This window comes from Agromyces salentinus, assembly GCF_009749395.1.
GTDB lineage: Bacteria > Actinomycetota > Actinomycetes > Actinomycetales > Microbacteriaceae > Agromyces > Agromyces salentinus.
On sequence record NZ_WBIR01000005.1, the window covers coordinates 221,892 to 242,044 of the forward strand.

Here is a 20,153-nt window from a genome sequence, read left to right on the forward strand (position 1 = left end):
GGCGACCCCGGCGCGACGCGTTCGTTGCGTCGTCACATGTTCTCCTTTGAACGGCGGTCGGCGGTGCCCCGCGATCGACCGGTGGATCCATTGCGATGGTGCACGCCGTCGCCGTCGTCGGCGCGGTCGCACTCGTCACCCTAGCGAGAAGTTACTTACTTGTCAGTAACCAATTCAGCGGATGCCCCGAGCCACCGCCTCCGGCCGTGATGCGCCTACGCTCGACACATGCCCCTCCCCCACACCGGCCACGATGTCGTGATCGTCGGCGGCGGTCACAACGGCCTCACCGCCGCCGCCTACCTGGCCCGCGCCGGCCTCCGCGTGCTGCTCCTCGAACGCGACGACCACCTCGGCGGCGCCGCGGTCTCGGCGCAGGCGTTCGACGGCGTCGACGCCCGCCTCTCCCGCTACTCCTACCTCGTCAGCCTGCTGCCGCAGCGCGTCATCGACGACCTCGGGCTCGACATCACGCTCGTGCGGCGGCGCTTCTCGTCGTACACGCCCGACCCGCGCGACCCGTCGCGCGGCCTCCTCATCGACGCCGAGGCCGGCCCCGAGGCATCCGCCGCCGCCTTCGCACGCATCGGAGCCGAAGCGGATGCCGCCGCCTGGGGCGCCTTCTCCGACCAGACCGCGCGGCTGGCCGAACGCCTGTTCCCGACGCTCACCGAACCGCTGCCGACGCGCGAGGAGGCGCGCCGGCTCGTGGACGACCAGGATGCCTGGTCGGCATTCGTCGAGCGGCCCCTCGCGGAGGCGATCGACACCCGCTTCGCCGACGACCTCGTGCGCGGCGTCGTCGCCACCGACGGGCTCATCGGCACGTTCACCGAGCTGGACGACCCGGCCCTCGACGCGAACCGCTGCTTCCTGTACCACGTCATCGGCGGAGGCACCGGCGACTGGGACGTGCCCGTCGGCGGCATGGGCGACGTGACGGGCGAGCTCGCGCGAGTCGCCCGCGAGTCGGGTGCCGAGCTGGTGACGGGTGCGGAGGTGCTCGCCGTGGACGCCGACGGCGGACGGGTGCACTACCGGCTCGACGGGGTCGAGCAAGTCGCCTCGGCGCGCACCGTGCTCGCGAACGTGGCCCCGATCGTACTCGACCGCCTGCTCGATGCCGGCGCCGACGCGGCAGCTGCCGCCGACGCACGCGCGGCCGCGGCCGCTCCGGGCTCGGCCGCTCCGGGCTCGGACTCGGGCTCGGCGTCCGCGGTCGCCCCGAGGCACCAGTCTCCGTTCGTGCCCGACGTGCCCGTGGGCCTGCCGGCCGTCGTGCGCGAGCGGCTGCGCCAGCTCTCCGAACCCGAGGGGGCGCAGGTCAAGGTGAACCTTCTGCTCACGCGCCTGCCCCGCCTCCGTGACGAGCAGGTCGACGCGGAGGCCGCCTTCTCGGGCACGTTCCACATCAACGAGCTCGAGTCGCAGCTCGCGACGGCCTACCGCACCGCCGCCCGCGGCGAGGTGCCGTCCCCGCTGCCGTGCGAGATCTACTGCCACACACTGAGCGACCCGTCGATCCTCGCCCCCGAGCTCGTCGAGGCCGGCTGGCACACGCTCACCGTGTTCGGACTGCACGTGCCGCACCGCCTCGTGGAGCGGCTCGGCAACGACGTCCTGCGCGAGCGGCTGCAGGCCGAGGTGCTCGCCTCCCTGAACTCGGTGCTCGCCGAACCCGTCGAAGACATCATCGCGACGGATGCCGCGGGCCGCCCCTGCATCGAGACGAAGACCACGCTCGACCTCGAGCATGCGCTCGGCATGCCGGGCGGCAACATCTTCCACGGGCCGCTGTCCTGGCCGTGGGCGGAGCCGGGTACCGCCCTCACGACGCCGGCCGAGCGATGGGGCGTCGCGACGCGGCATCCGCGGGTCCTGCTGTGCGGATCGGGCGCGGTGCGCGGCGGGGCGGTGAGCGGCATCGGCGGCCACAACGCCGCGATGGCCGTGCTCGAGGCCGGCACCGACTGACGGGGGCGCGCCGGGCCATACCTTCGGGTACGGTTCACGTATGTCCACGACCAGGCAGCGATGGCTCGACGAGGGACTCGCGGTGCTCGCCGAGGAGGGCGAGGGCGGGTTGCGCATCGACCGCCTCGCCGCGAGGCTCGGCCTCACGAAGGGCTCGTTCTTCCACCACTTCGGCGGCGCTGCCGGGTTCCGCACCGCACTGCTCGAGGAGCATGAGCGCACGGCGCTGGCGGCACTGACGGAGGCTGTCGGGTCACGCGCCGACGACGGCACCGGCGACGGCACGGGCGCCGGCACGGACGCGACGCTCGCCTGGCTCACCGAGCGCATGACGGCCGAGCCGGGCGCGACCCGCCGAACCCGCCTGGATCTCGCCGTGCGGGCATGGGCGGCATCCGACCCCGAGGCGCGCGAGACGCAGGCACGCCTGGACGCCGCCGCGATCGACGCCCTGCAGGCGGCCTGGCGGCCCGCCGTCTCCTCCGACGAGGACGCCCGCGTCGCCGCCCTCGTGCCCTACCTCGTCGCGCTCGGCGCGGCCGCCATGGTGCCGCCGGTCACGGCCGACGAACTCCGTCGCGTCTACGACCTGCTGCTGGCCACCGTGCCCGAGGTCACAGCACGAAGCTCCAGAGCAGTGTCGCGACGCAGATGACGAGCATCCCGGTCGCGTTCAGGAAGAGCGTTCGACCGAGGTCGCGGGCGGCGACGTGCATGATGATCGCCACGACGAAGTACGCGATGAGCGCCGCACAGGTGATCACCCCGAGGGAGGGAACCCAGATCCCGGCGATCAGGCCGGCCGCAGCCGCGAGCTTGATGGGCGTGAAGATCCACCACCACCGGCGCGGGAATCCCACGTCCTCGAAGCACGCCGCCACGAAGGCGACGGGCTTGAAGCTGATGGCGGCGTCGACGAGCTGGATCAGCGCGAGCACGACGACCGGCCAGACCGGGTCCGCAACGAGGCTCATGCTGCATACCGTACCGTATGGTACGGAGGAGCCGCCAGCGAATCAGCCGAGGAACACCCAGCCGAGCCCGACCAGGAGGGCGAAGACGCCGAGCACGATGCTCGGCACGGCGGTCTCGCGGCGCTTGACATGCAGTGCGGTGCCGACCGCCATGGTGAGCGCGAGCGCGAATGCGGCGACGGGCGTCAGCCACGGCAGGATGCCGGTCGCGGCGGGGAGGACGAGGCCGAGCGCACCCAGGAACTCGAGGATGCCGACGGCACGCGCCTGGCCGTCGGAGAGATCCTCCATGTAGCCCATCTTCTCGATGAGCTTCTCGCGCGGCGTGAGGCTCTTCGTGATGCCGGCGGCGAGGAAGAGGAGGGCGAGCAGCCCGGTCGCGATCCAGAGGGCGATGATCATCAGGTTCTCCAAAGTAAGTCGGTTACGATCAGTGCGTGACGCACGATCGGTGACTCTAGCCGGTCACCGCCCCGCACTTCACCGTGCGTCACGCACCTCGAGGTGCGTGGCCTCGCACCGAACCCCTCCGAAAGGACCCCATGACGATCACGGATGCCGCACCGGCCCGCCTCGGCGACGACGTCGGAGCCTGCAGCTCGGCGCCCGTCGACCCGTGCGGCAGCGAGAGCAGCGAGGCGCGCATCATCCGCGACGTCCTCTCGCGCGTCGGCGACAAGTGGAGCTTGCTGGTCATCCGGATGCTGCACAACGGGCCGCTGCGCTTCACCCAGCTCCAGCGCAGCATCGACGGCATCTCGCACCGCATGCTCACCCAGACCCTGCGCAACCTCGAGCGCGACGGGCTGGTCTCCCGAACGAGCTACCCCGAGATCCCGCCGCGGGTCGAGTACGCGGCGACCGACCTCGGGCGCTCGCTCGCGCTGCCCGTGCTCGGGCTCGTCGAGTGGGCGTCGGGCAACCACGCGAGCATCACCGACGCGCGCGACGCGTTCGACGCGGCGCGGGACTGAGCGGGGCTCCCGGTCGGCATGGGCCGCGCGCTGGCGACCGGCATCGGAGCCGGAACTCGCCGCGGCGCGGACTAGACGATGAGGAAGAGCTGGCCGAACACGAGCGCGGCGATGATGAAGAGCACGACGATCGTGCCGACGATCGCGAGCGACTTGACCGACAGGTTCGCGACGGCGTAGCCCACGAGGAACGGCAGCGCCAGCAGGAAGATCGTGACGATCCACCAGAAGGCGGTGTACCCGCCCTGGCTGGTCTCGTCGAGGCGGCCGGAGAAGAGCTGCTGCGTGTTCGGGTGCGTCGCGAACGCGAATGCCCCCGAGAGCGGGACGGCGATGAACGCCGCCACGATCAGTCCGGCGAGGAACCCCCACAGGCCCGACTTGCCCTCGTCGATGTGCATCGCCTCTTCGTGCTGCTGCTTGGCCTTCGAAGTCATGCGGCTCACTCTAGTAGTACGGGGCTCACGGGATTAGCCTGAAAACACCGACGATCGGGGACGAAGATGACCGTGAAACCGACTGGCCACTATCAGCACCGGGCCGACGGCCTGTACCTGCAGTTCGACCGGCTCTTCCACGCACCGATCGAGGACGTCTGGTACAGCCTCACCAACCCGACCGCGATGAAGTCCTGGATCGGCACCTACACGGGGCGCCCGGCGACGGGTGCCGTGCGCTTCCAGATGACCGAGGAGGGCGCCGACTGGATCAACGTCACGGTCCTCGAATGCGAGGCGCCGCACCGGTTCACGGTCGATTCCGGGACGGGTCCGTCGGCGATGCGCCTGTTCTGCCACCTCCGCGAGGCCGGGGGCATGACGACGCTGACCCTCGGCCAGCGAGCGAAGGACGATTTCGACGCGTCGAGCATGGGCCCCGGCTGGGACTACTACCTCGACCGGCTCATCGCCGCCCGCACCGGCGCGCCCCAGCCGGCATGGGAGGCGTACTACCCGGCGTTCCGCACGTACTACCGCGACCTCACGCCGCCTGCTCACACCACCCCGACGGGACCCGGGTTCCAACGAGGAGGTCGCGGCGAGCCGGGTCACGGTCCCGAAGACGGGTTCGACCCGGCGCACGACGCCGACCTCCGGGCGCCGTTGCGGCACGACGGCAGGGTCGCGGCGCCCGAGTGATCTCCGCGTCGGCGCGGCGCGGCGGCGGAAGGCGCGCAGTGCGCGCTCCCTAAACTGACGCCGTGAACACGGCAGAGCGAATGCGGCGGCGCGAGCCCCAGGAGTCCAAGAGTTCGTTCTTCGCGAACCACCCGTTGCGGTGGGGGTTCATCGTCACCCTCGGGGCGCTGCTCGCGATCCTGCTCGGCATCGTCGTGTCGAACCTCCAGAGCGTGCTGCTCTCGGTGTTCATCGCCGCGTTCGTGGCGCTCGGCCTCGACCCGCTCATCCGGTGGTTCGAGCGGCGGGGCCTCAAGCGCGGCATGGCGATCGTGGTCGTGATCCTCCTGTTCGTGGGCGTCGTCGTCGCGATCATCTGGGTCCTGGTGCCGCCCGTCGTCGAGCAGGCGGTCGGACTCGTGAAGAACATCCCGACGATGGTCAAGAACGCGCAGGACGCCGGCTGGTACGACCAGGTCAACGACGCGACGAACGGCGTGCTCGCGACCGTCGTCAAGTCCGTCGAGGATGCCCTGAGCGACCCGAACCTCTGGGCCACGGTCGGCGGCGGCGCGCTCGCGTTCGGCGCCTCGGTCATCGGCGCCGTCTCGACGGGGTTCTTCGTGTTCGTGCTGTCGATCTACTTCATCGCCACCCTCGACAGCACCAAGCAGGCCTGCTACACCCTGATCCGCAAGTCGAACCGGGCGCAGATCTCAGACCTCGCCGAGCGCATCATGCTCTCCGTCGGCAAGTACCTCAGCGGCATGGTCATCCTCGCGTTCATGAACGCGACCTATTCGACGATCCTGCTGGTCCTCGTGGGCGTTCCCTACGCGCTCATCATCGGCGTGGTCGCCTTCTTCGTCACGCTCATCCCGCTCATCGGCACGGTGCTGACCACCATCCTCATGACGATCATCTCCCTGTTCGTCTCGCCGACGGCCGGCCTCATCGTCCTGATCTTCATGCTCGTCTACATGCAGGTCGAGGCGTACATCCTCACGCCAAAGGTCATGGGCAAGGCCGTGCAGGTGCCGGGCACCATCGTGCTCATCTCGGCCCTCGCCGGCGGCACGCTGCTCGGCCTGCTCGGGGCGCTCGTCGCGATCCCGATCTCGGCCGGCATCCTGCTCATCATCCGCGAGATCGTGATCCCGAAGCAGGCTCGCCTGTAGCCCAGGTCGAGGGCGCCTCGGCGCGCGTGGCCGGCAGCGCGACATCCGCGCCCCAGCGCTCGATCCACTCGGGGAGCCCCTCACCGCCGGCGGCGCCGAACGCCTGGACGAGTTCGGGCACCGGCACGACGCCGCCGGTCTTGCGCAGGAACCGCCCGCGGATGAAGCCCGTCGCGTAGATCTCGGGCCGCCCGTCAGCGCCTGGGCGCACGAAGCGCTGCTCGACGTAGACCGCCTTGTCGTCGAAGCCCAGGATCTTCGACTCGATCGTGAACCGCTGCCAGAGCTGCAGCGACTTGCGGAACGTGATCGTCTCGCTGGCCACGACCGGGTACCAGCCCTTCTCGCGCATGATGCGCCAGACGCCGTTGCGCACGAGCATGTCGAAGCGCGCGACATCCATGATCGAGAAGTACACGCCGTTGTTCATGTGCCGGTTGATGTCGAGGTCGGTCGGCAGCGTGATGAAGTCCGTGCGCGCGATCTCGTAGTGCCCGAGGCCCGACTTGCGGCGCGAGAGGAACAGGACGTGCAGCAGCGTACGGAAGAACATGTGCATAGTCGACGACTGTACGACCGTTTCGTGGTCGATTCCCCATCATTGGCGGGTCGCCACAGTGCGCGAGCGGATGCCGCATGCCCGCGTTGTACGGATGCGGGAAGGCTCAGCCGCGGTCGGGCACGTGCCGCTCGTCGGGGCCGTTGTACACCGAGAGGGGGCGGATCAGCGCGTTGGACGCCAGCTGCTCCATGATGTGCGCCGTCCAGCCGGTGACCCGGCTGGCGACGAACAGCGGCGTGAACGTCTCGGTGTCGAAGCCCATGAGGTGGTACGTGGGGCCGGCCGGGTAGTCGAGGTTCGGCTTGATGTTCTTGCGCTCGCCCATCGCGGTCTCGAGGGCGACGTAGAGCTCGAGCAGGTCGGGCCGGTCGTAGTACTCGACCATGCGTTCGAGTGCGTCGCGCATGGTCGGCACCCGCGAGTCGCCGTTCTTGTACACCCGGTGGCCGAAGCCCATGATCTTGCGCTTCTCGGCGAGCGCCGCGTCGAGCCACTCGACCGCGCGCTCGGCGCCGCCCTCGCCGGGGCCGATCTCCTCGAACGTGTGCATGACGGCCTCGTTCGCGCCGCCGTGCAGCGCGCCCTTCAGCGCGCCGACCGCTCCGGTGACCGCCGAGTACAGGTCGGCGAGCGTGGAGGCGATGACCCGCGCCGTGAAGGTCGAGGCATTGAACGAGTGCTCCGCGTACAGGATCATCGACACGTCGAACGCGCTCACGACCGGCAGTTCTGGCAGCTCGCCGAAGGTCTGCCAGAGGAAGTTCGCCGAGTAGCCGAGGTCGTCCCGCGGCTCGACGAAGTCGAGCTCGTGCCGGCGCCGCTGGTCGTAGGACACGATCGAGGGCAGCTTGGCGAACAGCCGGATCGACTTCTCGAGGTTCGCCTCGCGCGAGTCGTCGGGCGTCAGCGGGTCGATCGCGCCGATGACGCTCACGGCCGTGCGCACGACGTCCATGGGGTGGGCGGTGAGCGGCAGCTCGTCGATGACGCGCTTGATCTCGTGGTCGAGCCCGCGCAGCGACCGCTCGAGCGTCTCGAAGTCGGCGAGCTGGCGCTCGTCGGGCAGTTCGCCGTGCCAGAGCAGGTAGGCCACCTCTTCGAACGTCGCGGACGCCGCGAGCTCCTGCACGGGGTATCCGCGGTACAGCAGCGAGTTCGTCTCGGGGTTCACCTTCGAGACCGCCGTGTAGTCGACGGGGACTCCCGCGAGTCCCTTGTAGATCTCGGGTGCCTGCTGCTGGTCGCTCATCGTGCTCCTCGTGAGTGCTGGCGGGGCGGCGCCACGGTGCGACCGCTCCCCAAGCCTACGACCACGGCGGCGGCGGGTGGCTCGTCAGCGCAGCAACCGCACGCGCGCCGTCGGCGCGCTCTCGAGCGTGACCGGGTCGGCACCGCCGAGCGTTCCGGTGACGCGCACCGAGATCTTCGAGTACAGGTCCCGGATGCCGAGGCGGTAGGTCGACGCCGTCGCGCCGGGGATGGCCTTGCCGTTGCGCTCCCACCGGTAGGAGAGCGCGACGCCGTCGGGGGCCCACTCCCCGGCGTCGACGGTCAGCCGCGCGCCCAACCTGGCCGAGCCCGTGATCACGGGGACGGAGCCCTCGACGACCGGGGGTTCGTCCGCGATCGGCACGGCGACGCCGTCGGTGCGGCACTCCGCCGCGGGAAGGAACCGGAGGTTGTCGACGATGACCACGGAGTCGAAGAAGTCGTCGCTGATGTCCATCACCGACACGATCACGTCGGTGTAGCCGTCGCCCGCGACCGATCCGGCGCCGCTGAGCGGCACGTTCACCTCGAGCGGCGGCGACCAGCCGTTCACCCGCCAACCCGGTTCGGGCGAGAGCCCCAGCGGGCTCCGGGCGTCGATCACGCGACCAGCGGGGCTGGCGGCATGGTTGTCCGGCGGGTTCCCGTCCTCGGCGTCGTCGAAGGCGGGGCTCTCGACGGTGAAGTAGTCGATGTCCCCCGGTTCGAAGGGGTAGTCGAGCGCGCCCGGGTAGTCCTCGGTCCCGAACATCACGTCGAGGGCGAGGCACGCCGCATCCGACGGCGGTGCCACCGTCAGCCGGAGGCGCGTCTCATCGCTCTCGTCGAAGAACTCGAACGGCGCGGAGTCGATGTCGGTCGAGAGCTCGATCGCGGCGTCACCCGGTTCGATCGCCTCGGCCGCGACACCGGTCGAGAGCACGGCGTAGCTGTCGCCGGCCGTCGGGAAGCCGCGGATCGGCCGGGTGCCGACCGAGATCGCCTCGGCCTTGACGTAGGACGACGGGAGGAATCCGCCGAAGCGATCGCTGACGTGCGTCTCGTCGTCGGGGTCCATGGCGGCGAGCAGTTCGTCGATGCCCTCGACGGGGTCCGTCTGCAGGTATCCCCCGAGGCTCGGCCATTCGCTGTACCCGGCCTTCTTCGGGAAGACGGCGACGAGCACGTCCTCTCCTGACGAGCCGAGCGTGTACGAGTCCGTGGTCGCCCCCTGGACGGGAACGCTGCCGCGCGTCCACTGGAACGCGAAGGCGTCCGGCGTCGGCGTCCAGGTGCCCGGCTCGACCGTCAGCGGGGTGCCCGGTTCGCCGAGGCCGTAGACCGCAGGCGCATCTGCCGGGTCGATCGAGAACGAGAGGGCCGGGATGTCCAGGTCGAAGTCGACGACGGAGGTCTCACCGGCGCCCACGACGATGGTCGCCGCGGTCGCGAACGAGGTTCCGCCTCCGGACCACTCGGTCGCGCGGGCCTCCGTCACGGCCGAGAGGCGGTAGGAACCGGCCGGCAGGTCGAACGCGAAGTCGCCGGCCGACGACGTGATGTCGTACGCGATCGGGGAGGTCGGGGCATCGGCCCGGTAGGCCGCGACGAGCGACGCACTCCAGCCGATGTCGGGATCGGGCTGCACGCCCGAGACGGTGCCCGTGAGCTGCGCGGATCCGGCCGACTCGGACTCGAGGGCCTCCAGCGACGGGAGTCCTCGGCCCGCCTGGGGCACGGGCTCCGGCTCGGCACCCGCCGCCGACGTGGCGATGCCGAGCACGGCGACGAGCGGCAGGACGGCGAAGGCGCCGACCAAACCGGAGGCGCCGCGAACGCGGTGGGCGGATGGGCGGCGAGAACGCTGAACTGGCATCGGTGGCTCCACGCGTCGAGGTCGGGGTTTCCAGCCGGTTCGGCTGCACCCACGGTATCGAGTTCCGGGCACGCCGAACGTGAATTCTGAGCTTCCGTCAGGTTTCGGATGGATGACCCGGGCGCCCCCGAGGCGGCCCCACAACGGCCCGGAGCGGGCCGGCGATCGCCTGCGCTGCGGCTAGAACAGGCCGGTGGGGATCTCCACGCCGACCAGCGACCCGGGCGCCGCGGTGAAGGTCAGGGCACCGAGCTCGTCGGGGCCGAGCTCGGGCAGCCGCTGCGCGAGGTCGAGGAAGCGCTCGATCTCGGCCTCCTCGAGCGCCCACTCGGCGAGCGTGCGGAACTTCTGCACGTACTGCTCCCGAGCGAACGGTCGGGCACCCAGCGGATGCGCGTCGGCCACCGCGATCTCGTCGACGATCTCGCCGCCGTCCGCGAGCGTGATGACGACCCGGCCGCCGAACGCCTTCTCGGCCATGTCGTTCGAGTGGTACCTGCGGGTCCACTCCTCGTCCTCGACGGTCGAGACCTTCTTCCAGAGTTCGATCGTGTCGGGCCGGTGCGCGCGCTCGGGGTCGTACGACGTCTCATGGTTGAACGTGCCGTCCTGCAGGGCGACCGTGAAGATGTACGGGATCGAGTGGTCGAGCGTCTCGCGCGAGGCATCCGGGTCGTACTTCTGCGGGTCGTTCGCACCCGAGCCGATGACGTAGTGCGTGTGGTGCGAGGTGTGCAGCGTGATCGACTCGATGCGCGCCGGGTCGAGGATCAGCGGGTACTCCTCGTGGAGCTTTCGCGCCAGGTCGATCCAGGCCTGCGCCTGGTACTCGGCCGAGTGCTCCTTCGTGTAGGAGTCGAGGATGGCGCGCTTGGACTCGCCCGCATCGGGCAGCGGCACCTCGTAGGAGGCATCCGGCCCGTCGAGGAGCCACGCGATGACGCCGTCCTCGCCCTCGTAGATGGGCACGGGGCTGGTCTGGCCGCGCATGGCCCGGTCGACCGCCTCGACGGCCATCTTGCCCGCGAACGCGGGGGCGTGCGCCTTCCACGTCGAGATCTCGCCCTTGCGGGACTGCCGCGTGGCCGTCGTGGTGTGCAGCGCCTGGCCGATGGCCTGGAAGATCGTCTCCTGGTCGAGGCCGAGGAGGGTGCCGATGCCCGCGGCCGCCGACGGGCCGAGGTGGGCCACGTGGTCGATCTTGTGCGCGTGCAGCGAGATCGCCTTCGCGAGGTCGATCTGGATCTCGTACCCGGTCGCGATGCCGCGCACCAGGTCGCGGCCCGTGAGGCCCCGCGTCGCGGCGAGGTGCTGGGCCACGGCGACGATCGGCGGGATGTTGTCGCCCGGGTGCGAGTACTCCGCGGCCAGGAAGGTGTCGTGGAAGTCGAGCTCGCGCACGGCGACCCCGTTGGCCCAGGCCGCCCACTCGGGGCTCGTGCGGCGCGCGGCATCCGCACCGAAGACCGTGGCGCCGTCGCCGCCGATCGAGACGGGGTGTGCGAGCGCCTGGCTGCGAGCCGAGACGACCGGGCCGCGGGCGAGGGATGCCGCGGCGACCGCCGCGTTGTCGATGACCCGGTTGACGACCATGTCGACCACGTCGTCGTCGAGCTCGACCGGATCGGTCGCGATGGCCGCGAGCTGCCAGGCGAGCTGGCCCTCGCGCGCGAGGTTCTCGTCACTCCGGTGGGTGCGCAGGTGGTGGGTCTTCACCCTGCAACGCTATCCCGGCCACACCCGCTCATGCACCTGCGCGGCCAGCACCCGGTCGAAGATCCCAGGTTCGACGTCGGCCAGCGTCGCCGGATTCCAGGCCGGATTGCGGTCCTTGTCGATGACCTGGGCACGGATGCCCTCGTGCAGGTCGGGCTGCTCGATGAACCAGGACACGAGCTGGAACTCCTGCTCGAGCGCCTCCTCGAGGCGCGGGAGCGTGCGGGCGCGGCGCACGGCGGCGAGCGTGACGGTGAGGGCCGTGGGCGACAGCGTCTCGAGCTCGTCGGCGGCCTCCGCGGCCTCTGGCTCGGGGCGCGCCCGAAGGCGGCCGATGATCTCGGCGGGCGTCGGGGCCGAGTAGCAGGCGTCGACCCATTCGCGACTCGCCGCGAGTGCCGACGGGCCGGGCGTGTCGTCGAAGAGCATGACGATCTCGGCCGGGCTCCCGGGGTCGGCCCGCTCCGCGAGGGCCTGCAGCAGGTGCGGCAGGTGCTCGGACGGCACGAACGCGTCGGCGAACCCCGCGTGGATCGCGTCCGCGGCATCCATGGTCCGCGAGTTGAGGGCGAGGTGCGCGCCGAGTTCGCCGGGGGCCTTCGCGAGCAGCCACGAGCCGCCGACGTCGGGGGTGAAGCCGATGCGCGTCTCGGGCATGGCCACGCGCGAGCGCTCGGTCACGACGCGCACCGACGCATGGCCGGCCAGGCCGATGCCCCCGCCCATCGTGATGCCGTCCATGATCGCGACGACGGGCTTCGGGTAGCGGGCGATCGCGGCGTTGAGCCGGTACTCGGTGCGGAAGAAGGTGCGGGCGTCGGCGGCGCGCCCCCCGGTCGACATCTCGTACAGCTCGCGGATGTCGCCGCCGGCGCAGAGCCCGCGCTCGCCCGCACCGTCGAGCACGATGACGGCGACCTCGGAGTCGTCGCGCCACGCGTCGAAGACCTCGGTCAGGGCGAGGATCATCTCGTAGCTCAGGGCGTTGAGCGCCTTCGGACGATTGAGCGTGACGTGGCCGACACCGTCGGCGACGCTCGCGGAGATGTGGTCGCTCACCGTGCCACCGTACCCGCCCGGGCGCGGGCCCTCGCGAGGAGTAGCATCCGGGGATGGTTCCCATCGAGTCCCTCTGGGCGTTCGTCGTGGCGTCGATCGTGCTGATCGTCATCCCCGGCCCGAGCGTGCTCTTCGTCGTCGGGCGCTCGCTCGCGCTCGGTCGGGTGGGAGGCCTGCTGAGCGTGCTCGGCAACGCGCTCGGCATGATCCCGCTCGTGATCGCGGTGGCGCTCGGCGTGGGTGCGATCGTCGCCCAGTCGGTCGTGGTCTTCACGATCGTGAAGTTCGCGGGTGCCGCCTACCTCGTCTACCTCGGCGTGCAGGCGATCCGGCACCGGGCGGATGCCGCGGGCACGGCCGCCGGCGGCACGGCACCTCGTTCGCACTGGCGCCAACTGGCCGAGGGGTTCGTCGTCGGGGTCTCGAATCCCAAGACGATCGCGTTCTTCGTCGCCGTGCTGCCGCAGTTCGTGTCGTTCGGCAGCGGGTCGATCCCGCTGCAGCTGTTCGAGCTCGGACTCGTGTTCATCGTCCTGGCCCTCGCGTTCGACTCGGTGTGGGCCCTCGCGGCGAGCGCGGCACGCGATTGGTTCGCCCGGTCCCCCAAGCGCATCGAGCACCTCTCGGCCGGCGGCGGCGTCATGCTCATCGGCCTCGGCGGCGTGCTCGCGTTCAGCGGCGACCGGCACTGAGCCGGGTCTCGATACGGCCCTGGCGGGCCTACTCGACCGCCGGGCCGCACGACTCGCTCGCGGGATCGGCCCTGGCGGGCCTACTCGACCGCCGGAGCCGCGCTCGCCCGTGCGATGGCGTCCGCTGCGCGGACGAGCGAAAGGTGCGAGAGCGCCTGCGGGGTGTTGCCCATCTGCGTGCGGCCGGTCACGTCGTACTCCTCGCTGAGCAGGCCCACGTCGTTGGCGAACGAGCAGAGCCGCGTCATGAGCGCCTCGGCCTCCGCGATGCGACCGGTCGTCGCGTACTGCTCGACGAGCCAGAACGAGCAGGCGAGGAACGGATGCTCCGACCCGTCGAGCCCGTCGACCCCGCTCTCGGTCCGGTAGCGCAGCAGCAGGCCGTCCCGCAGCAGGTCCTCCTCGATCGCGGCGACGGTGCCGAGCATCCGCGGGTCGTCGGCGGCGACGAATCCGACCTGGGGCAACTGCAGCAACGCGGCATCCGTCTCGCTGCTGCCGAAGGCCTGGGTGAACGTGTTGCGCCCGGCATCGAAGCCCCGGGCGAGCACCTCCTCGCGAATCTCGTCGCGGATGCGCCGCCACCGGTCGACGGGGCCCTCGAATCCATGCCGTTCGACGGCGCGGACGCCGCAGTCGAACGCGGCCCACGCCATGACGCGCGAGTGCGTGAACTCCCGCTCGGGCCCGCGGATCTCCCAGATGCCGTGGTCGGGGCGCCGCCAGTTCTCGGCGAGGAAGTCGAGCAGGGAGCGCTGCAACGGCCACGAGAACGCGGTCTCGTCGAGCCCGGCCTCGCGGGCATGGTCGAGCGCCAGCATGACCTCGCCGAAGATGTCCCATTGGATCTGCTCGGATGCCGCGTTGCCGACGCGCACCGGGCGCGAACCCCGGTGGCCCGAGAGCTCGGGGAGCTCGAACTCGGCGAGTCGCCGGCCGCCAGCGACGTCGTACATGATCTGCAGGTCGGCCGGATCGCCGGCGATCGCCCGCAGCAGCCAGCGCCGCCAGACCTGCGCCTCCTCCACGTAGCCGTGGTCGACGAGCACCTGCACCGTGAGGGCGGCGTCGCGGAGCCACACGAACCGGTAGTCCCAGTTGCGCTCGCCCCCGATCACCTCCGGCAGGCTCGTCGTGACGGCGGCGACGATGCCGCCGGTGTCCTCGTGGGTGAGGGCGCGGAGCACGAGGAGCGACCGCTCGACCTCGCGTTCGAATCGCGCGGGGGGCGCGGCCTGCTCAGCCCACTCCCGCCATCCGTCGATGGTCGCCTGCAGCTCGGCCCCGATGTCGACGGGTGCGCTCGGATGCCGCCACGACCGTGCGTACGAGAGCCGGAGGTCGACGGCCTCGCCCTCGGCGACCGCGAACTCCACGACATGCGAGTGGTCGCCCGCCGTGCGACGCGGCCCGCGCAGGACCACCGAGTCGGGACCCGCGACGGCGAGGAGCCCGTACCCGCGCCCGTCGTCGATCCGTCGCACCCAGGGCACGACCGACCCGTAGTCGAAGCGGAACCGCACCGTCTCGCGGAACTCCATCCGCCCTCGGATGCCGCGGACCCGGCGCACGATCGCGGAGCCGTGGTCGCGCAGCGGCATGAACTCGATCACCTCGGCCTCGGCGCTGCCGTCACCGCTCCGCCAGCGCGTGCGGAGCACGAAGGTGCCGCGGTCGTACTCGCGGGTGCTCGTCGCGGCGGCGTCAGTCGGGCGCAGCGTCCAATGGCCGGCATCCGGCCCGCCGATCAGGGCTGCGAAGACCGACGGCGAGTCGAACCGCGGCAGGCAGAGCCAGTCGATGCCGCCCTCGCGGGAGACGAGCGCGGCCGTGCGGCCGTCGGCGAGCAGGGCATAGTCCTCGATGGCGGGAAACTCGCGCATGACTGGACGCTACCCCCGCCACCCGTGCGACCCGTCCTCCCCTGCCGTACCCGTGCGCGCCGGCCACGCCGAGGGCCTGCGGCGGGGCGCGCCGACGTGGGCGGTCGGTAGCGTGCCGGCATGATGCACCCGTTCGAGATCGCAGCCGAACCGATCCGCCGGCGGGTCATCGAGGTCCTCGCGACCGGTCGGCACCCGGCGTCCCTGCTGGCCGACGTTGTGACCTCGGAGTTCCTGGTGAGCCGCTCGGCCGTCTCGCATCATCTCCGGATCCTCCGCGACGCCGGCGTCGTCTCGGTGATCCCCGACGCCGCCGAACGGCTCTACGGCCTCGAAGAGGAGTACCTCCTGCGCCTCGACCAGGCCGTCGGCGAGCTCTTCACGCTCTGGGACCATCGCTACGGATTCGACGTCGAGCGCACGCCGTTTCCCCTCGTCGCGCCGTCGCGGACCCCGCAGTCCCACCGCGCCGGTCGCAAGGGGTTGCGCGGAACCACCAGGCGAGGACTCGAGCCGGACGGCTGGGGAGGTCCTCGCACGTAGTCGCCCCCCTCCACGGGGGCCGGGGCCTCACCGTGCCCGGATTCTCGAATGCCGGTCGCTCGACGTCGGCCCATCGGCATCGGTCCCCTCGCCCTGCGCCCATCGGCATCGGTCCCCTCGCTCTGCGCCCATAGGCATCGGTCCCCCGCCCTGCGCCGACCTGCATCGGTCCCCCGCCCTGCGCCCACCTGCACCGGCCCCTCGCCGTGTGCCCGAGCACCCCGGGTCGCTCGAGCCCCGTCGAGTTTCCTGATTCCCGTATGCCAGTTCCCCCTCAGCGATTGAGGGGGAACTGGCATTCCGGTTCGGTGACCCGTCGCGGGAGGCTGAACGGGCTGACGGCTGAACGGGCTTGACGGGCTGACGGGCTTGACGGGCTGACGGGCTGACGGCTTGACGGGCTTGACGGGCTGACGGGCTGACGGGCTGACGGCTGAACGGGCTTGACGGGCTTGACGGGCTGACGGGCTGACGGGCTGACGGCTGAACGGGCTTGACGGGCTTGACGGGCTGACGGGCTGACGGCTTGACGGGCTGAACGGCTTGACGGGCTGAACGGTGGCCGGCGACTGCTGGCCGCTCTCGGCAGGCACGCGGCATCCGCTCGTAGAATCTCGGGGTGGCCCTCGCCAAGATCCTCCTCTACTACGCCTTCGCGCCCATCGGCGACCCCGATGCCGTCCGCCTGTGGCAGCGCGACCTCGCCGAGTCCCTCGGGCTGCGGGGCCGCATCCTGCTGTCGAAGGACGGCATCAACGGCACGCTCGGCGGCGAGATGGGCGCGCTCAAGCGCTACGTGCGGAAGACCCGCGAGTACGCCGCGTTCAAGGACATCGACTTCAAGTGGAGCGAGGGCACGGGCCTCGACGAGCAGGGCGCGAGCCTGGACTTCCCGAAGCTGAGCGTGAAGGTGCGCGACGAGATCGTGTCGTTCGGCGCGCCGGGCGAGCTGCGGGTCGACGAGTCCGGCGTGGTCGGCGGCGGCACGCGGCTGACGCCCGACGCCCTGCACGACCTGGTGGCCGAACGCGGCGACGACGTCGTGTTCTTCGACGGGCGCAACGCGCTCGAGGCGGCGATCGGGCGCTTCGCCGGCGCCGTCGTGCCCGACGTCGAGACGACGCGCGACTTCGTCGAACTGCTCGACTCGGGCGAGTACGACGAGCTCAAGGGTCGACCGGTCGTCACCTACTGCACGGGGGGCATCCGCTGCGAGGTGCTCTCGAGCCTCATGACGAGCCGCGGGTTCGGCGAGGTGTACCAGCTCGAGGGCGGCATCGTCCGCTACGGCGAGCGCTTCGGCGACGACGGGCTCTGGAACGGCTCCCTCTACGTGTTCGACGGGCGCGGGTCGGTCGACTTCAGCGACCACGCCGCGGTGATCGGCACCTGTTCCACCTGCGGGGCGGCGACCAAGCGCACCGTCAACTGCACGGATGCCTCGTGCCGGGTCCAGCTCGTCGTCTGCGAGTCGTGCGGCACGGCGGAGTGCGCGCTGCACGCCGTGACGCAGGTCGGGTAGGCGGCGAGCGATCAGGCACGGCGACGCTTCGGCCGGGGTCGGCGGGCGTACGCGCGCGCGGCGCGGCTCGAGAGCGCGAGCATCACGAGGATGTCGAGCGAGAGCGTGAGCAGGGTCGTGCGCACCGTGATCTCCTCGCCGCCGGTGAAGTAGTCGACCGCGGCGGCCGTGATGCTGAAGGTCGTGAAGGTCATCACCAGCAGGCGTGCCACGTTGCTGCCGCGATAGACGGCCAGCCCGAACAGTGCGACGACGAGCAGCCCGAGGCCGGCGACGACGAGGATCACCACGAGCACGAGCGTGAGCGTCTGGTCGTCCTCGCTGCCCGGCACCACCTCGACGCCGAACTCGTCGGACAGCACCGGGCGCCAGGAGAGCGCGAAGGCGACCATCCAGATGACGCCCGCGACCACCCGCAGCATGACGAGCACCGCGCCGAGCGAGGTCGCGATCGGGCGTCGCATCGTCGGCGGGGCCGCCTCCCGCTCGGCCAGCACCGCCGGCGACTCGAAGGCCGCGCGCTTGCGGGGCACGGGCACGGGTGCAGGCCCGGCTGCGGGCACGGGGAACCGCCCGGGCGCGGCGTCGGGCGCGGGCCCGGCGCTCACGAGGGCTCCTTCACGGGCGGCGCGGCCGCTGCGCCGAGGGGCGGCGCCGCGGCATCCGGAACCGCATCGAGCTCGAGCACCGGCAGGTCGCCGTCGGTCGAGATCGAGTCGCCTCCACCGTTGCGGGAGTGGTAGCCGGTCGCGAAGTCGCGCAGCACCTCCACGCGGGCCTCGGGATTGGCGGCGAGCACGGTCGCGACGATGTGGTCGCGCTCGACATCCGTGTCGGCATCGATCTTGTGCGTGACCTGCAGCGTGAAGAGCGAGAAGCCGACCGCACGGTCGAACGTGCCGGCCGCCAACCAGTCGACGCGCCGGCCGCCCGGCAGCAGCCAGCCGTCGGGGGTGCGCCAGAAGCGCACGTGATGGCGCCTGGCCGGATTGCCCTCGACCTCCTGCTGGTACGCGGCGTCCTGCTGGCGCCCGAAGAGGAACAACGGGCTCACGGGGGCCTCGTCGTAGCTCCGCCGGGTGAGGGTCGAGGTGATGATGCGTCCGCTGGTGCGGAGCGTGATCTCATCGGCGCGGGTCCATCCGGCGCGGAGCATCGCCGCGTGGAGGGCCTCCGCCGAGCCGTCGACCGCGAGGTTCACCGGATCGCCGAGCAGTCCGTCGCTGGTGCGCGCACGGCCGATGAAGTAGTCGGGCACGTAGATCGTCGTGAGGATGCGGTGCAGCCGCGGCAGCACGAGGTAGGCGAGCAGCACCCAGAAGGCGACGAAGAACGCGATGCCCCACCAGCCGAACGCGAACGACTCCGTGAACACGAGCCACGCGAGCCACACCGCGGCGATGCCGGCGTAGACGAAGAAGAAGCCGTCGAGGACGGCGTTCACGGAGAACCGGCGCGGGCGCGGCGCCGGCGGTGCCTCCGCCCCGATCGCGCCGGAGCCCTCCCCGCTCATGACTGCATGCTACTGCCGGGCCGGGTCACCGTCGCGGTGGGTTCGCCGTAGGCTCGCGGCATGGCCTACGACGTCCCGCGCATCCGATCCGGTTTCCCGTCGCTCGCGAGCGGGTGGGCGCACTTCGACGGTCCGGGCGGCACGCAGACGCCGACGGTCGTCGGCGAGGCCATGGCGTCGATGCTCTCGGGGCCCCTCTCGAACCGCGGCTCGACGAGCGAGTCGGAGATCCGAGCCGACCGGGCGGTGCACGAGTTCCGCGCGGCGATGGGCGACCTGCTCAACGTCCAGCCGGCCGGCATCGTGCACGGGCGCAGCGCGACGCAGCTCGCCTACGACTTCTCGCGGCACCTCGCGAAGGACTGGGGGCCGGGCGACGAGGTCGTCGTCACGCGCCTCGACCACGACGCCAACATCCGGCCGTGGGTCCAGGCGGCCGAACGCGTCGGGGCCCTCGTGCGCTGGGCCGACTTCGACCCCGAGACCGGGGAGCTGCCCGTCGAGGCCGTGACGGGACTGCTGACCGACCGGACCCGCCTCGTCGCCGTCACCGCGGCGTCGAACCTCATCGGCACGATCCCGGATGTCGCCGGCATCGCCGCCGCCGCCCACGACGCGGGCGCGCTCGTCTACGCCGACGGCGTGCACTCGGCCGCGCACGAACTGCCCGACCTCGCCTCGCTCGGCGCCGACTTCTTCTCCTGCTCGCCCTACAAGTTCCTCGGCCCGCACTGCGGGGTGCTCGCCGCCAGGCCCGACCTGCTCGAGTCGATCGCCCCCGACAAGCTGCTCCCCTCGACGAACGTCGTGCCCGAGCGCTTCGAGTTCGGCACGCTCCCGTACGAGCAGTTGGCCGGCGTCACGGCCGCGATCGAGTTCATCGCGGGGTTCGTCGCGCCCTCCAGCACCGGCATCGCCTCGATCGACGCCGAGCAGTCGGATGCCGCGGGCTCGCGCCGGGCCCGCCTCACGAGGTCGTACCGGGCGCTGCACGCGCACGAGCGCCGCCTGCTCACGCGCCTCGAGGCCGGCATCGCCGAGCTGCCGGGCGTCACCGTGCACTCGCGGGCGAGCCGGCGCACCCCGACCCTGCTGCTGACGTTCGCCGGCCACGAGGCATCCGCCGTGTCCGCGAAGCTCGCCGAGGCGAAGGTGCTCGTCCCGAGCAGCCACTTCTACGCCCTCGAGGCCTCGCGCCGGCTCGGGCTCGGCGACGTCGGCGGCCTGCGGGTCGGGCTCGCGCCGTACACCGACGACGACGACGTCGACCGGCTGCTCGCGGGCCTCGCCGGCGCGCTCGCCTGACCCATACGCTGGAACC

General features: G+C 71.3%; 20 protein-coding genes. 9 read left to right on the forward strand and 11 right to left on the reverse strand.

Translation table 11 applies throughout. From position 1 onward, the window contains the following. The first annotated feature begins 228 nt into the window (after positions 1-228). Both GQQ95_RS06820 and GQQ95_RS19310 read left to right on the forward strand, forming a co-directional pair. The gene (locus GQQ95_RS06820; protein ID WP_157426899.1) at positions 229-1,974 is read left to right on the forward strand and encodes a phytoene desaturase family protein; all 1,746 of its coding nucleotides are present in this window, start codon (positions 229-231) and stop codon (positions 1,972-1,974) included. A gap of 40 nt (positions 1,975-2,014) precedes the next feature. After that, the gene (locus GQQ95_RS19310; RefSeq protein WP_170296998.1) at positions 2,015-2,629 is read left to right on the forward strand and encodes a TetR/AcrR family transcriptional regulator; all 615 of its coding nucleotides are present in this window, start codon (positions 2,015-2,017) and stop codon (positions 2,627-2,629) included. Here the strand turns inward: GQQ95_RS19310 and GQQ95_RS06830 are convergent. Together GQQ95_RS06830 and GQQ95_RS06835 are read right to left on the reverse strand one after the other, a co-directional pair. Next, positions 2,589-2,948 (reverse strand): DoxX family protein, encoded by a 360-nt coding sequence (locus tag GQQ95_RS06830; RefSeq protein WP_157426900.1) that lies wholly within the window; start codon positions 2,946-2,948, stop codon positions 2,589-2,591. The genes GQQ95_RS19310 and GQQ95_RS06830 overlap by 41 nt on opposite strands. Positions 2,949-2,990: 42 nt before the next feature. Next, positions 2,991-3,350 carry a DoxX family protein gene (locus tag GQQ95_RS06835; protein ID WP_157426901.1) on the reverse strand — a complete coding sequence of 120 codons (360 nt, stop codon included), beginning with the start codon at positions 3,348-3,350 and terminating at the stop codon, positions 2,991-2,993. Between the two features lie 140 nt (positions 3,351-3,490). Between GQQ95_RS06835 and GQQ95_RS06840 the strand changes: the two genes are divergently transcribed. After that, complete coding sequence (locus tag GQQ95_RS06840) at positions 3,491-3,922, forward strand: winged helix-turn-helix transcriptional regulator (RefSeq protein ID WP_157426902.1); 432 nt, start codon at positions 3,491-3,493, stop codon at positions 3,920-3,922. Positions 3,923-3,993: 71 nt separating this feature from the next. Here GQQ95_RS06840 and GQQ95_RS06845 read toward each other — a convergent pair whose 3' ends face one another. Then, complete coding sequence (locus GQQ95_RS06845) at positions 3,994-4,359, reverse strand: hypothetical protein (protein WP_157426903.1); 366 nt, start codon at positions 4,357-4,359, stop codon at positions 3,994-3,996. 66 nt (positions 4,360-4,425) lie between these two features. Here GQQ95_RS06845 and GQQ95_RS06850 point away from each other — a divergent pair, with 66 nt between their 5' ends. Both GQQ95_RS06850 and GQQ95_RS06855 read left to right on the forward strand, forming a co-directional pair. Then, positions 4,426-5,061, forward strand: coding sequence for an SRPBCC domain-containing protein (locus tag GQQ95_RS06850; RefSeq protein ID WP_157426904.1), 636 nt, complete (start codon positions 4,426-4,428; stop codon positions 5,059-5,061). 62 nt (positions 5,062-5,123) lie between these two features. Continuing rightward, on the forward strand, positions 5,124-6,218 hold the full coding sequence (locus GQQ95_RS06855; protein ID WP_157426905.1) for an AI-2E family transporter: 1,095 nt from the start codon (positions 5,124-5,126) through the stop codon (positions 6,216-6,218). Here the strand turns inward: GQQ95_RS06855 and GQQ95_RS06860 are convergent. From GQQ95_RS06860 to GQQ95_RS06880, 5 genes are all read right to left on the reverse strand, one after another. Further along, a complete protein-coding gene (locus GQQ95_RS06860; protein WP_343032761.1) occupies positions 6,178-6,771 on the reverse strand; it encodes an acyl-CoA thioesterase in 594 nt (197 codons plus the stop codon). The genes GQQ95_RS06855 and GQQ95_RS06860 overlap by 41 nt on opposite strands. Positions 6,772-6,883: 112 nt before the next feature. Continuing rightward, on the reverse strand, positions 6,884-8,029 hold the full coding sequence (locus GQQ95_RS06865; RefSeq protein WP_157426907.1) for a bifunctional 2-methylcitrate synthase/citrate synthase: 1,146 nt from the start codon (positions 8,027-8,029) through the stop codon (positions 6,884-6,886). An 84-nt stretch (positions 8,030-8,113) separates the two neighbouring features. Further along, on the reverse strand, positions 8,114-9,904 hold the full coding sequence (locus GQQ95_RS06870) for a carboxypeptidase-like regulatory domain-containing protein (RefSeq protein WP_157426908.1): 1,791 nt from the start codon (positions 9,902-9,904) through the stop codon (positions 8,114-8,116). A gap of 180 nt (positions 9,905-10,084) precedes the next feature. Further along, a complete protein-coding gene (locus tag GQQ95_RS06875) occupies positions 10,085-11,620 on the reverse strand; it encodes an MmgE/PrpD family protein (protein ID WP_157426909.1) in 1,536 nt (511 codons plus the stop codon). A gap of 9 nt (positions 11,621-11,629) precedes the next feature. After that, the gene (locus GQQ95_RS06880; RefSeq protein ID WP_157426910.1) at positions 11,630-12,679 is read right to left on the reverse strand and encodes an enoyl-CoA hydratase/isomerase family protein; all 1,050 of its coding nucleotides are present in this window, start codon (positions 12,677-12,679) and stop codon (positions 11,630-11,632) included. A 53-nt stretch (positions 12,680-12,732) separates the two neighbouring features. Between GQQ95_RS06880 and GQQ95_RS06885 the strand changes: the two genes are divergently transcribed. Continuing rightward, positions 12,733-13,371: a LysE family translocator gene (locus tag GQQ95_RS06885; RefSeq protein WP_157426911.1), complete on the forward strand. Its 639-nt coding sequence runs from the start codon at positions 12,733-12,735 to the stop codon at positions 13,369-13,371. Between the two features lie 80 nt (positions 13,372-13,451). On the opposite strand, the gene GQQ95_RS06890 is transcribed toward GQQ95_RS06885, so the two are convergent. Beyond that, positions 13,452-15,254, reverse strand: a complete 1,803-nt coding sequence (locus GQQ95_RS06890) for a glycoside hydrolase family 15 protein (protein WP_157426912.1) — start codon at positions 15,252-15,254, stop codon at positions 13,452-13,454. A 120-nt stretch (positions 15,255-15,374) separates the two neighbouring features. On the opposite strand from GQQ95_RS06890, the gene GQQ95_RS06895 reads away from it, so the two are divergent. Further along, complete coding sequence (locus tag GQQ95_RS06895) at positions 15,375-15,797, forward strand: ArsR/SmtB family transcription factor (RefSeq protein ID WP_157426913.1); 423 nt, start codon at positions 15,375-15,377, stop codon at positions 15,795-15,797. Positions 15,798-16,416: 619 nt separating this feature from the next. After that, a complete protein-coding gene (gene trhO, locus GQQ95_RS06900) occupies positions 16,417-17,319 on the forward strand; it encodes an oxygen-dependent tRNA uridine(34) hydroxylase TrhO (RefSeq protein WP_157426914.1) in 903 nt (300 codons plus the stop codon). Between the two features lie 11 nt (positions 17,320-17,330). Here trhO and GQQ95_RS06905 read toward each other — a convergent pair whose 3' ends face one another. Both GQQ95_RS06905 and GQQ95_RS06910 read right to left on the reverse strand, forming a co-directional pair. Then, positions 17,331-17,927 carry a hypothetical protein gene (locus tag GQQ95_RS06905; RefSeq protein WP_157426915.1) on the reverse strand — a complete coding sequence of 199 codons (597 nt, stop codon included), beginning with the start codon at positions 17,925-17,927 and terminating at the stop codon, positions 17,331-17,333. Then, complete coding sequence (locus GQQ95_RS06910; protein WP_157426916.1) at positions 17,924-18,832, reverse strand: LssY C-terminal domain-containing protein; 909 nt, start codon at positions 18,830-18,832, stop codon at positions 17,924-17,926. The genes GQQ95_RS06905 and GQQ95_RS06910 overlap by 4 nt, the downstream gene beginning before the upstream one ends. 60 nt (positions 18,833-18,892) lie before the next feature. Between GQQ95_RS06910 and GQQ95_RS06915 the strand changes: the two genes are divergently transcribed. After that, a complete protein-coding gene (locus tag GQQ95_RS06915) occupies positions 18,893-20,137 on the forward strand; it encodes a cysteine desulfurase-like protein (protein ID WP_157426917.1) in 1,245 nt (414 codons plus the stop codon). Positions 20,138-20,153 lie beyond the last annotated feature (16 nt).